This window comes from Phocaeicola sp. RTP21359st1_B8_RTP21360_211022 (genome assembly GCF_040911965.1).
Classification (GTDB): Bacteria; Bacteroidota; Bacteroidia; order Bacteroidales; family Bacteroidaceae; genus Phocaeicola; species Phocaeicola vulgatus.
Genome location: NZ_JBDFXP010000019.1, coordinates 20,192 through 33,181 on the forward strand (window position 1 = coordinate 20,192; position 12,990 = coordinate 33,181).

11 protein-coding genes are annotated in these 12,990 nt (G+C 41.9%); 4 read left to right on the top strand and 7 right to left on the bottom strand.

Annotated elements, in window-relative coordinates:
- Window positions 1–120: 120 nt before the first annotated feature.
- Entirely contained in the window at window positions 121–1,179 is a 1,059-nt protein-coding gene (locus AB5062_RS11460; RefSeq protein WP_032953713.1) for a linear amide C-N hydrolase, read from the bottom strand.
- 500 nt (window positions 1,180–1,679) lie between these two features.
- Here AB5062_RS11460 and AB5062_RS11465 point away from each other — a divergent pair, with 500 nt between their 5' ends.
- The gene (locus tag AB5062_RS11465) at window positions 1,680–2,768 is read left to right on the top strand and encodes an HpaII family restriction endonuclease (RefSeq protein ID WP_368326884.1); all 1,089 of its coding nucleotides are present in this window, start codon (window positions 1,680–1,682) and stop codon (window positions 2,766–2,768) included.
- Between the two features lie 128 nt (window positions 2,769–2,896).
- Here the strand turns inward: AB5062_RS11465 and AB5062_RS11470 are convergent, their stop codons facing one another.
- From AB5062_RS11470 to thiD, 4 genes are all read right to left on the bottom strand, one after another.
- Window positions 2,897–4,594: an alpha-amylase family protein gene (locus AB5062_RS11470; RefSeq protein ID WP_008671377.1), complete on the bottom strand. Its 1,698-nt coding sequence runs from the start codon at window positions 4,592–4,594 to the stop codon at window positions 2,897–2,899.
- A 16-nt stretch (window positions 4,595–4,610) separates the two neighbouring features.
- Window positions 4,611–5,396 carry a patatin-like phospholipase family protein gene (locus AB5062_RS11475; protein ID WP_005843112.1) on the bottom strand — a complete coding sequence of 262 codons (786 nt, stop codon included), beginning with the start codon at window positions 5,394–5,396 and terminating at the stop codon, window positions 4,611–4,613.
- 125 nt (window positions 5,397–5,521) lie between these two features.
- Window positions 5,522–6,409, bottom strand: coding sequence for an ACP S-malonyltransferase (gene fabD / locus AB5062_RS11480; protein ID WP_005843113.1), 888 nt, complete (start codon window positions 6,407–6,409; stop codon window positions 5,522–5,524).
- 126 nt (window positions 6,410–6,535) lie between these two features.
- The gene (thiD, locus tag AB5062_RS11485) at window positions 6,536–7,360 is read right to left on the bottom strand and encodes a bifunctional hydroxymethylpyrimidine kinase/phosphomethylpyrimidine kinase (protein WP_005843114.1); all 825 of its coding nucleotides are present in this window, start codon (window positions 7,358–7,360) and stop codon (window positions 6,536–6,538) included.
- Between the two features lie 120 nt (window positions 7,361–7,480).
- On the opposite strand from thiD, the gene AB5062_RS11490 reads away from it, so the two are divergent.
- Entirely contained in the window at window positions 7,481–8,419 is a 939-nt protein-coding gene (locus AB5062_RS11490) for a UDP-glucuronic acid decarboxylase family protein (protein WP_005843115.1), read from the top strand.
- A 9-nt stretch (window positions 8,420–8,428) separates the two neighbouring features.
- A complete protein-coding gene (locus AB5062_RS11495; RefSeq protein ID WP_008671373.1) occupies window positions 8,429–9,568 on the top strand; it encodes a response regulator in 1,140 nt (379 codons plus the stop codon).
- A 4-nt stretch (window positions 9,569–9,572) separates the two neighbouring features.
- Here AB5062_RS11495 and AB5062_RS11500 read toward each other — a convergent pair whose 3' ends face one another.
- Window positions 9,573–10,634 (bottom strand): endonuclease/exonuclease/phosphatase family protein, encoded by a 1,062-nt coding sequence (locus AB5062_RS11500; protein WP_005843117.1) that lies wholly within the window; start codon window positions 10,632–10,634, stop codon window positions 9,573–9,575.
- A gap of 3 nt (window positions 10,635–10,637) precedes the next feature.
- Window positions 10,638–12,488: an ATP-binding protein gene (locus AB5062_RS11505; RefSeq protein ID WP_016270666.1), complete on the bottom strand. Its 1,851-nt coding sequence runs from the start codon at window positions 12,486–12,488 to the stop codon at window positions 10,638–10,640.
- Between the two features lie 143 nt (window positions 12,489–12,631).
- Between AB5062_RS11505 and AB5062_RS11510 the strand changes: the two genes are divergently transcribed.
- Complete coding sequence (locus AB5062_RS11510; RefSeq protein ID WP_074783274.1) at window positions 12,632–12,988, top strand: response regulator; 357 nt, start codon at window positions 12,632–12,634, stop codon at window positions 12,986–12,988.
- The last annotated feature ends 2 nt before the right edge of the window (window positions 12,989–12,990 follow it).

The window sequence follows — 12,990 nt, forward strand, 5'->3', positions numbered from 1 at the left end:
ACAACGAATTTTAAAAGATACTCAATGCCGGAGGGGAGTACTTTTGCAGAAAAGTATGACGTTCACGAGGCTCTTAACCGATTTTAATGAGGCATGAACGTCATATTGATTTTTACTGTTTTACATCACAGGGGTTTGGAATAAGAATACAAATGAGTCGCTGTCTTTTAAATCTTTTACAGCATCTCCTGCATAAATCTTTCCGTTGGTGAGGGGCAGTTTCTTGATTCCGGCTTTGGGACTGAAGTCGATTTTCTTCAAATCCAACCAAAACAGATTAGGAGTCATGACCGATTCAAAATAATATATTTTATTCTTCTGATCGGATACAGAACGCCAGCGGGTGGAAGATATATGAGGTTTGTCCGGTGTGGTAATTCCGAAAGGGACAGATACATTACGCATCACACTGAGTACACTGGGTACAGCTATTTTAGCGTCCGGAGTCTGAGGGATTGCATGTATATAAAAAGAGGCACGCACAAAGCGGTCGCTGGAACGGTTCGTGCCCGGCAGCATTTGCAATCCTCCTACTTCTTTCCAGTAATCATTGATAGCCAACTGATAATCATATCGTGGAGAATTGGTCATCACTTGGAATTCTTTTCCTTCGTGTATGCTTAAATTCCCGTCCAGATATTCCAAAACCGCTGTATTTCCTGTTTCATCTGTAATAGCTAGGTGAAGAGTGGAAGCTGAACCGTTGGGCATGTGGGGAGCATCAATGCGGAATGATTCTTTTTTCAGCTCCTCGACAGCTTCATGTACGGTGGCAAAATTGTCCAGTACATATTGTGTCCATATGCTGACTCCCATGACAGGACGTGTATCTCCCGGACGGTCAAATACGGATTCTGGCAAAAATAACAGACTGGCAACCAATCCTTTTTCATTCATTCCGTCACACGTACCTATATCATATCCTGTTGCAATGACGCTGCCGTATTTTGAAGTCCATTTCACGGCATTTTCTTTATTATATCCTGCACGTTGTATTCCTCTGGGGAAAACATAGATATTACTCATAATATCTTCTTTCCAGTCCATTGTACGTCCGGTTACTACCATATGGTCCGGTCCGATATAGACGGCACGCGTGCATGCATCCGCTTTTTGTACGCTCATATAGAACATACCTGCCAATGTTAGTAATGCAATACTTCCTTTTTTTAATTTCATGATTCTATCATTTATAAAGATTGTCTTTGCCATTTAGAACAAACCGGATAAGGAACAGGTTTATGGAAATGCAGTGATTTGTGATACATTTGTTGATAAATGCTAATTCATCGGTTCGATTGGAACGTAAATCACATCCGCATTCCCTTCATAAATTTCTACCTGATTATCCTGTCGGAGGGATTCTGTTGAGAACGATTGAAGATAGGTTGAGGTTTCTGGATTAAAAGAAATACTTGTTTTATCGTAAAAGTAAGGGGGATAAAATAAAAAAGGAGCAACGCCTTGCTCCAACCTTTGTTAACCTTAAATCTAATACTATGAAAAACACATTGCAAAGGTACGGACTTTTTGGAAAATAGCAAATAATCAGACTTAAAAAGTATGCTATATAACATTGTTTAATATTTGCGTTTCTCGAAAACCTGTTTTTTAAGACTTCTTTTGCGTATCTTTGCAGCCGTTAAAAAATAGCAGACGATAGTAAAAAGAGAAAATATATGGCATTTGAAGCGACAAAGAGAGAGTGGGGCGAGCTTTACGCCTTTTTCCGCTTGTTAGCGGACGGATATGTGTATGCAGGTACGCCTGATGTGAAAAGGAATGAAGTGCAAAAGCTTCCTGTGGCGATGGTACAGCGTGAGGAACATGACGGGACACGCCGTTATATTCTGGAGGATGAGGCGACCGTACGTATTTGTGGGGAAAAGATAGATAAGCAGATACCTCGTGAGGATTTTGCGGCTGTGACAGAGTTGGTTTTTGCTGCTGTCAAAGAGAGCCGAGAGAATGATGTGATGTCTCCCGACGGTGTAGAAGAATTTTTAGATGAAGTCGCCATTTATGACTTGGAAGCAAAGACGGATGACCGTACTGATTTCTATGTTGCTTTTTACAGTATAGAGGCTCCGTTGGTAGGTTTTTGCGTTCGTTCCCGTTTGGGAACTATGTTCCCGTTGTTGGATGGAGGGCGTACCGCCAATTTGAAGTTCGAGCAGACAGGTGTTAAATTCGCTACTCCTACCGTAAACAAAATTAATGCTTTTGGTGAAGAAGATGATGTGGCAGGACGTATGTTGATGATAGAACGCTTGGGAGGAATCTTAAAATATAATGATGTGGCCGATAAGGTATTCCGTAGTAATCTTTGCATGATAGATCTTCATTTTCCCCGTATGTTGGGCGAGATGTTGCGTGTCATGCATTTGGATGGCATATCCAAAGTTAGTGACCTGACAGAAGCAATCAAACAAATCAATCCGTTGAAAATAAAGGATGAATTGATCCATAAGCATAGTTATTATGAATATAAGATGAAGCAGTTTCTTATGGCTTTGGCTTTAGGAATGCGTCCTGCCAAGATATTTAATGGGATAGATTCTGCCATATCCGGTTTTCTGTTTGTAAATGGTAATGGAGAGGTACTTTGTTATCAGAAGGCTGACCGTCAGGTATTTGCCGATTTCCTGTTTGTTAATTCCCGGTTTGAGAAAAGTTCTACTGAAAAAGATAAATACGGATATCTGGAACGTGAGAACGGAGTCTATTATTTTAAGCTGAACTTGAAAATCGGTCTGTTGAAGAGATAGGACAATGAAGGAATTTGTATTTTCCTAGAGTTAAAATGTTTTTTACCACAGATTACACAGATTGAAATACGATTTATTGCTTATTTCAATCTGTATCTGTGTTAATCTGAGTAATCTGTGGTGGGAAACTATAGCTTGAATTTCAGAATTTTTCCATTCATTCCATCTAGTAATACGGGAGTTGTTTTGTCCGGCATAAGAGTCAGCTTCTCTGTGTTTCCGGTCAGCAATTCGGTTGCCTCATATTCTCCATAACGATGGATGCCTAAATAATCAAACGCATGTTGCGGAATATTGACGGCTGAACGTGCCGGTATGGAGTCAAAGTTAACCATAATTAATATCAGTTCATCATCCTGTTTTCGTAAAAAGGCGTATTGCTTATGTTCGTTAAATACCCATCCGGCCAGATTGGCATAGGTTAAGTCAAAGAACACACCTTCCCGTATGGCTTTTTCACTGTTGCATATATTCAGCAGACGGGTATAGAATTGTTTCAATTGCTTTTCATCCTCATTCAGGAATTTATTGTCAAACTTGCCTCCATTGCGCCAGCGGCGTATGCTGTCCACACTCCAGTAATCAAAGATGGTAGTTCTTCCGTCACGCCCGCTGAAACCTTCCGTATCCATGCCATGTTCTCCCAATTCCTGCCCGAAGTAAATCATGACCGGATTGGTATTCATGCAAGCCGATACAATCATTGCGGGGATGGCTTTTGAGCCGTTTCCGGCAAAATAATCGGAAGCTATGCGCTGCTCGTCATGATTTTCCAGGAAATTGAGCATTCGTTTTTCAATACCTCCCAAGCTTTGCCAGCGTTGTGGAATAGCAGTTGCCGATTCCCATCCGCAGGTAATGGCACGTAGCGTATCATACAGACCTACTTTGTCATATAAATAGTCGAATTTGCCATTGAACAGATAATTTCTGTATTCTCCCGGATTATAGACCTCGGCGATAAAGATCAGTTTCGGATGTTCAGCTTTGATTTGCGGAATCACCCATCCCCAGAATTCTACAGGAACCATTTCTGCCATATCACAGCGGAATCCGTCAATGCCTTTGGCAGACCAGAACAGTAGGATGTCACGCATCTTCACCCATGTGTCCGGAATCGGTTCGAAGTGGCGGCTATGACCGTTCAAGTAGTCTATACCATAATTCAGTTTCACAGTTTCATACCAGTCATTGGAGTTGGGCCATGCGTCAAAACGGTCATTACCGGTTGCTTTTGCCGGAAACTCTATGTAAGGTTCCGCTGCGCCACGGTGCAGGTCAATATTGCCTTCCAGCTTTGTATCGGGAATATAATAGAAATTATTGTTGGGGCTGAAAGCTTTTGTCACATCATCTTTCTCACCCAAATCGGTTACTCCTTCAGGCTTGGCGTCTGAACCATATTGGCGGGCTACATGGTTGGGGACAAAATCAATAATGACCTTCAATCCGGCTTTGTGGCTTCGTGTTACCAGATTCTCGAACTCTTTCATACGGTCCGGGATACTGGTTGCCAAATCAGGGTCTACATCATAATAATCCTTGATGGCATACGGTGATCCGGCCTTTCCTTTTACTACTGCGGGATGATCGGGTTTGATGCCATAGCGGGTATAATTGGTTTGGGTAGCATGTTCAATGATACCTGTATACCAAATATGTGTGGCACCCAGTGTTCTGATCTCGTTTAAAGCCTTTGTCGTGAAATCGGCCATTTTTCCGCAACCGTTTTCCTCCAAAGAACCATTAGGCTTACAACGCAGGCTGTTGTTCCCGAATAAACGGGTGAATACCTGATAGATAATAATTTTTTCTTGTGTATCCATTTTATTCTTTTTTTGTTTATCTCCAAATTGTTCCATTCTCCAGGAGTAGTCTGTCCAGGAGTTCCGTTGCCGTATTGTATCCTTTTTCGAATATCTCTTCGGCTCTTTCCAGTTCTCTGTTGCTGTATTCTTCCAGTCCGTATGATTCGATCAGCAAATCTGCAATCCCTTTTTGAGGCAGTGTATTGGCTTGGAAAATAAAATGATAGGCTCTGAGTGCGATGCTTACCACATTCTTGCTATATTCATCTGCTACCAGCGGATCTACATTGAGTGCTATCACTTTCTCGCATTCTTTGCGAATGGGGCTGACCGGCAGGTTCATCAAGATTCCTCCATCTACATAATATGTATTGTTGATGCGTATGGGGGCAAACAAGATAGGCATACAGCAGGAAGCAGCCAGTCTTTCGGCTATTTTCCCTTTTTTAAAAGAAACGATGCGTCCGTGATCCAAATCGGTGGCGGTAATAATAGTGGGAATTTTTAGTTCTTCTATCGTTTTCGACTCCAAGTTGCTGTTTAAGAAATCGATAAAACTATCCAGTTTCAGCAGACCTTGTTTGTTGATAGAAAAAGTGGTCAGTTCTTTGAATGAATGGTGCTCAAAAAGTTCAACAATATGATAAGGTTCTTTGCCGTCGGCATAGAAGACAGCGGCAAGAGCACCTGCACTTACTCCGGAAAGTATTTCCGGCCTGATGCCATGTTCATGCAAAGCCTGCATAATCCCCAAATGGGCAAATCCTTTTATAAATCCTCCGCTCAGGGCATAACCAATGTTATATTTAAATTCATTCATAGTCTGATCTCGTTTAGATACCGACAAACTTACGAATATTTTTGTGAAATGCCATAAAAAAAATACGGATTACTCAGCATATTCCGGTAATCCGTATAAAATTTATAATAACTGAATTTTGTTTATCAAGCAATACCGTGTGCGTTGACCGATCCATCAATTTTCTTGATCAGTCCTTGCAGTACAGCACCCGGTCCGCATTCGGTAAAGTCATCGGCACCATCGGCAACCATATTCTTCACTGTCTGGGTCCAGCGTACGGAAGCGGTGAGCTGAGCTACCAGGTTTGCCTTGATTTCAGCGGGATCTGTGTGAGGCAAAGCGTCCACGTTCTGATATACAGGGCATTTCGGAGTATGAATTTCAGTAGCGTTGATAGCAGCTTCCAGTTCCACTTTGGCGGGGTTCATCAGCGGAGAGTGGAAGGCGCCTCCCACTTTCAGCGGCAGGGCACGTTTAGCACCGGCAGCTTTCATTTGCTCGCAAGCCTTGTTGATTCCTTCGATAGAACCTGAGATGACAATTTGTCCCGGGCAGTTATAATTGGCAGCCACTACCACTTCTCCTTCTTTAGAAATCGCTTCACAGATTTCCTCTACTTTTTCGTCAGGCAATGCAATGATGGCAGCCATCGTAGAGGGTTGTGCCTCACAAGCTTTCTGCATAGCCATAGCACGTGCATAAACCAGTTTCAGACCATCTTCGAAAGACAATGCTCCGGCTGCAACCAATGCGGAAAATTCGCCCAGCGAGTGTCCGGCAGTCATTTCAGGTTTGAAATCATCACCCATGCAAAGAGCGGAAATTACCGAGTGCAGAAAAACGGCAGGCTGAGTTACTTTAGTCTGGCGCAAGTCTTCGTCAGTACCTTCAAACATGATGTCTGTGATACGGTATCCTAAAATGTCGTTTGCTTTTTCAAAAAGTTCTTTGGCTAAAGCCGAGTTTTCGTACAGGTCTTTACCCATACCTACAAACTGTGCTCCCTGTCCGGGGAATACAAATGCTTTCATATTTTTCCTATTTTGGTTTAAAAACGTTGCAAAGTTAATTATTTCTTTCGGAACTACGGAATAATAATGAGGCAATTTGCTAATATGCTGCATTATGTACCGCATGGTAATTAGCACATTGACAAATTATTTCATTGTTTTCATTGGAACAGGTGCGTAAAAGTGATTCAGCGGACCGTGTCCTTCGCCTATGTGCACGTCTTTCCCGGCGTGGATTCCTTTGGTGACATATGCTTTTGCATGTTCTACGGCCTGCGGCATATCATATCCCAGTGCCAGAAAAGTAGCAATGGCGGAAGAAAGAGTACATCCTGTTCCGTGTGTGTTTTTGCTTTCTATCTTATCTGAGATAAAGAGATGAGGCTTGTCTTCTCCAGCTGTTTGTAATACATCGCACATCTTGTCGCCCTCCAAATGTCCTCCTTTCAGTAAAACGGATCCGCAACCGAATTTTAATAATTCCGATGCGGCAGCTTTCATTGTGTCCACATTGCTTATGCAGTGTTCCGTCAATACTTCCGCCTCACTCAGATTGGGCGTAATCAGACTGGCCAGAGGCATCAGTTCCCGGGTCAGTGCACTGATGGCGTCCTCTTCTATCAGCCGGTGTCCGCTAGTCGATACCATGACCGGATCGAACACAACGAAACGGGGTCGGTATGTACGAAGGCAGGAGGCTATGGCCTCGACTATTTCCACATCATTAATCATACCTATTTTAACAGCATCCGGACGGATATCTTCCATTACGGCTTCTATCTGCCCACGTACATATACCGGTGGTACGGGATGTATGGCACGTACTCCCAAAGTGTTCTGTACGGTGATTGCAGTAATGGCTGTCGCAGCATAACCACCCAAGGCGGAGATGGTCTTCAGGTCAGCCTGTATGCCGGCTCCTCCGCTGCAATCGGATCCTGCTATACTTAATACACAAGGATATTTCTTCATATAAATCTCATTTTGACAAAGTATTTGCAAAGATAACGAATAATCTTGTTTTAAATGTTTGCACAAGTGAAGGGAATCAATTATTTTTGCTAAACATAAAATAAAGTAAAAATAAGGGGAATGAAAAGAATCCTAGTAACGGGAGGCGCAGGATTTATAGGGTCACATCTATGCACTCGTCTGATAGAGGAAGGTAATATTGTTATATGTTTAGACAACTTTTTCACGGGGAGTAAAGAGAATATAAGTTACCTGATCGGGCATCCGCGCTTTGAACTGATAGAACACGATATAATTAATCCGTTTTGGACGGATGTGGACGAGATATACAATCTGGCATGTCCCGCTTCTCCTATACATTATCAGCATGATGCTATCAAAACGGCGAAGACGGCTGTCTTCGGCACGTTTAATATGTTGGGACTGGCGAAGCGTAACAAAGCAAAAATACTTCAGGCTTCTACCAGTGAGGTGTATGGTGATCCGTTGTCGCATCCCCAAAGGGAGGGAGATTGGGGAAATGTGAATCCCATAGGCTACCGGTCTTGTTATGATGAAGGAAAACGTTGTGCCGAGACTTTGTGCATGGATTATTACCGTCAACATGGCGTTTTGGTAAAAATAATCCGCATATTTAATACGTATGGTCCTAATATGCTGACCGATGACGGACGTGTAATTTCCAATTTTGTGGTACAGGCATTGCTAGATAAAGATATAACCATTTATGGAGACGGAAAACAGACACGTAGTTTTCAGTACATAGATGATCTGGTGGAAGGGATGATACGTATGATGGCTACGGAAGATCACTTCACAGGACCGGTGAATATCGGTAACCCTTGCGAATTTTCCATATTCGAACTGGCTCAGAAGATATTGGAACTGACCTGTTCTCATTCTAACATTATTTTCGAACCTTTACCTCATGATGACCCTCGTCAGCGCAGGCCGGATATTACTCTGGCAAAAGAAAAGCTGGATTGGGAGCCTCACATTCATCTGGAAGAGGGGCTGATGAAAGTGATTGATTATTTTAAAAGTGTTCTGGCTAAATAATATATACCTATGACACCGGATGTAAATGTTGTAATAAGTCATTCTGAGTACACTGTTTTGGTTGTGGATGATGTGGTTTCTAATGTCTTGTTGTTAAAAGTGTTGTTAACAAACGAGAAGTTTAAGGTGATAACTGCCGGTAATGGAAAGGAGGCATTATCCCAGGCGGTCAATGCCCGTCCCGATTTGATTTTGTTGGATGTCATGATGCCCGAGATGAATGGTTTTGAAGTTGCCGAACGATTGAAAGCCGATCCGGAAACACAACATATTCCTATTATATTTCTGACAGCCTTGAATACCACTGCCGATATAGTGAAGGGTTTCAAGGTAGGTGCGAATGATTTTATATCCAAACCTTTTAATAAGGAAGAGCTTGTGATCCGTGTTACCCATCAGATATCCCTGATTGCCGCCAAACGGATCATCATGAAGCAAACGGAAGAATTGCGTAAGATTATTATGGGGCGCGACAAGTTATATTCTGTTATCGCACATGACCTGCGTTCACCCATGGGATCCATTAAAATGGTGCTCAATATGTTGATACTCAGTCTTCCGTCCGAACAGATCGGTAAGGAAATGTTTGATATGCTGAGCATGGCCAATCAAAGTACGGAGGATGTTTTCTCTTTGCTGGATAATTTATTGAAATGGACTAAAAGCCAGATAGGCAAGCTGAATGTAGTTTATCAGGACTTTGATATTGTGGGGAATATTGCTTCGGTTATCGAAATTTTCAATCTGGTAGCCGGTATGAAGAATATAAAGGTGAACTTCCCGGTGCATGGAAAGATTGAGGTACATGCCGATATGGATATGATGAAAACCATCTTGCGTAATCTTCTCAGCAATGCAATTAAGTTCAGTTATAATGATTCCGAAATTCTGGTTAATGCCGAAATAGAGGGTGATAAAGTCATAGTCAGTGTAAAAGACACCGGAAAAGGCATGAGTGAGGAAGACCAAAAGAAATTGTTGAACACGGAAACTCATTTCAGCAAATACGGAACGAATAATGAGGAAGGTTCCGGATTAGGCTTGTTATTATGTCAGGATTTTGCTGTTAAGAATGGTGGGCATTTATGGTTTGAGTCTGAAGAGGGAAAAGGTTCCACTTTCTTCTTTTCGGTAGCTTTGAAGAAGTGATTTATCAAAGCCCCACCTCCAGATATACCGGGTTATGGTCACTCATATCATAAGGAATCACCTTATATTTTATACCTTCCAATAAGGTGGAATGGAACAAGTAGTCTATCCGTAGTAAATGGTGAAACCCCCGATAAGTGGCTCCGTACCCTTCTCCAGCGGTTTGAAATCCGTCTTTCAAGCCGTTTTTCAGAGTTTCATAAGTAAAAGTTCCCGGAGGGTCATTGAAGTCACCGCATACAATCAAGGGATATTCCGTGGCATTGATCAGCGAACTGATTTGTTCAGCCTGTCCGGCACGTCTGACAGTATTTTCCCGGAAGTTGTCAGAATAGCCCAGATAAATGCCTCTTTCCTGTTCCTCATCTTGTTCTCCCCGAGCCTGTGCTGCTTTGGAACGCATTCTGTCAAAGCTGGTAGTCTGCATGTGCACGTTGATGATGCGTATCGTCATACCTTTTACATCCAGGTCGGCCCAGATGGCTCCGTTGTTGGTATTCGGAAATTCTATTGTTTGTGACTGTCTGATGGGGTAGCGGCTGTAAATGGCCTGACTCAATCCTTCGGGGATAAACGAGTAAGGGAATATTTTAGCATACGTATTCTGTAAGTCTTGTTCCGTAAAGTCGCCATTGCCTCTATATTCCTGAAAACAAAGTACATCCGTTTCCTCCTTGTTCATCATCTCGGCAAACTCCTTGGCGGAGAATCCCGTAATTTCATTTCCAAATGAGTGGACATTGTAAGTCACTACTTTCAATCTGTTCTCGTTAGCATATTTGGTAGGGTTATAAATTTGGTACATGGAAGTGATGTATTCGTAATTTACTATCAGACCCGTCAATGGAATCCATAACCAATACCGTAGTCTGATGAGCCAGTAAATAAATAATATCGTATTGACAACCACCAGTATAGGTTTGCTTAAGGCAACGTATGCGGCAAACATATTCTCCACCGGATTTATTTTACCTGAGAAGTAAGCGAAGATGGAAAGTCCCAGAATGAAGATTGTGAACAGGATAGATAAAAAATAGGCAAATTTGTATACGGCTAATCTTCCCATAAATTACTTTTGTTTTAGATACTTGTTTATAGTCATTTTCAATAAGTCGGCAGATACCGGTTTGGTTAAAAACTCATTGCATCCGCTTTCTATGGCAGCTGTTTTGTCTTTTTCATATGCGTATGCGCTTACAGCGATGACAGGTACGCTGGCAGACATTTCCCGGATGGCTTTGGTGGCGTCCAGACCATTGATGTTAGGCATTTTTATATCCATCAAAATCAAGTCGGGTTTGTATTGTTCATAGAATATGATAGCCTCCATACCGTCATGAGCATGCACCAGTTTGTACATTTTTCCGAGCATAGCCTCTATCAAGTCATAATTGCTTTGATAGTCTTCCGCCACTAGGATGGTCATTTCCTGGTGGGAAGTTCTATTGTTGTCTTTAATGGAAGCCGGTGTAAGTTTTTCCTCCCATTTCATATCTCCGTTTGCCGAAATGTAAGGCAATGTAAAAGTGAATGTGGTTCCGGTTTCCATTTTGGATTGTACAGCTATTTTTCCTCCTAACTTTTCTACAATGATTTTGCTGATGGAAAGCCCCAGTCCTGTGCCTTGCACTTGGTTGTTGGCCATGATGAAACGATCGAATATCTTGTCTATCTTGTCATCGGAAATACCGCTTCCGGTATCGGCTACATGAAAAACAATCTCTTTTTCCTTCAATTTATACCCGAAGCTGATAGAACCTTTGGCGGTGAATTTCGTAGCATTACCTATCAGATTGGAGAAAACCTGAAACAAGCGGTTCCTGTCTGTCGAGATAACCAGTGACGGATCGGACTCTTCGAAAACAAGCTCCACTCCGGGTTGACACCGGAAACTATACGTGTTTTTTACATCCTCACATAAAATATAAAGGGATACAGGCGCATAGTTGAACTCCATCATGCCCGATTCAATCTTCGACAGGTCCAAAATCTCGTTGATAAGTTCCTGCAGGCGCATGTTGTTTTTTTCTACAATATCGTAATACTGCAATCTTTCCTCGGCGTTTTCCGTTTCGGCTATAATGCGTGAGAATCCCAGAATGGCATTCAACGGCGTACGGATTTCATGGCTCATATTGGCAAGGAAGGCAGATTTCAGCTGGTTGGAGCGTTCTGCTTTCCAAACAATTTCGGATGTGTTCTGTATATATCCTTCCAATACGGTCCTTTGCATATATACCTCTTTGTGGTATGTTTTTATTCTCATATTGACGGTCTTTCCGTCAATAAGGAGTCTATAGTTTACGGTATTGGAAGCATCTTTCTCCTTCAGGTTTTCTTCCAGCCATTGACTGAAACGGTCCTTGTCATCAAGGTGCATATAGTTCATGTATTCATCTATGGAAATCTGTTTCTGTTCCTCATCGTTACAGAATATCCGGGTGTATCCCGAGTAAGTGAAGAGCCGTGTGGACGAATCGTATGCCCATAATCCTATTCTTGCGGCTTTTTCTACTTCGCACAAATCTTTTTGCTTTTTTTCCAGTTTCAGCCTGACGACACTCCGGCCTGTGATGTCCCTGTATTGAAAAAGAAAATGCTCCTCATCATACTTGCTGATAATACATTTGTAGTATTTCACGTCATCTTCCAATATTAATTTGTAATTCCGTGCGGAAGGTTTGTCTCCTGCCCGTACTTTGATGAATTCCGCATACATCTCCCGTGCCGTTTCTACGGGGAAATAAGAGAATATATTTCTCCCTATAATATCTTGTTCTTTTATAAAGAAGTCCGTCGTATTAGCCTTGAAGTCTAAACAGGTACCGTCTTTATATACGAAAAACATAGTATCAGCCGTAATTTCCAGAATTTTGTCTGCATACTGCTTATCGTGCAATATATTACTCGGAATTTTCATATTAATAGTATGATTCTCAATATACTGTTTCTCTTAGCGAATTTAGATGCGTGATATTTGTTACTGACAGCAAATATACAAAAAAAATATTGTTTATATCATTTTATATCGTAATTTTGCAAGGTAATCAATGAAAAGAAGAAATGAAAAAGATTTTGGTAGCTGAAGATACGGAAAGTAATTATCTCTTATTATCTATAATTTTAAGAAAGGAGTATGAAGTTCACCGTGCCCATGATGGGCAGGAGGCTATTGAGAAATTTGAGAGTTGCCAGCCCGATATGATTTTGATGGATATAAAGATGCCTGTTATGGACGGTTTGGAAGCTACCAGAAGAATTCGTCTGAAGGGAGGGACACTTCCCATCATAGCTCTTACCGCCAATGCATACGACAGTGACCGTGACAAGGCTTTTGAAGCCGGATGTGACGATTATATGGCCAAGCCGATCATGGCTCCCGCTTTGCGTGAGATGATAAAAAAGTATTTTGGTGAGTAAAT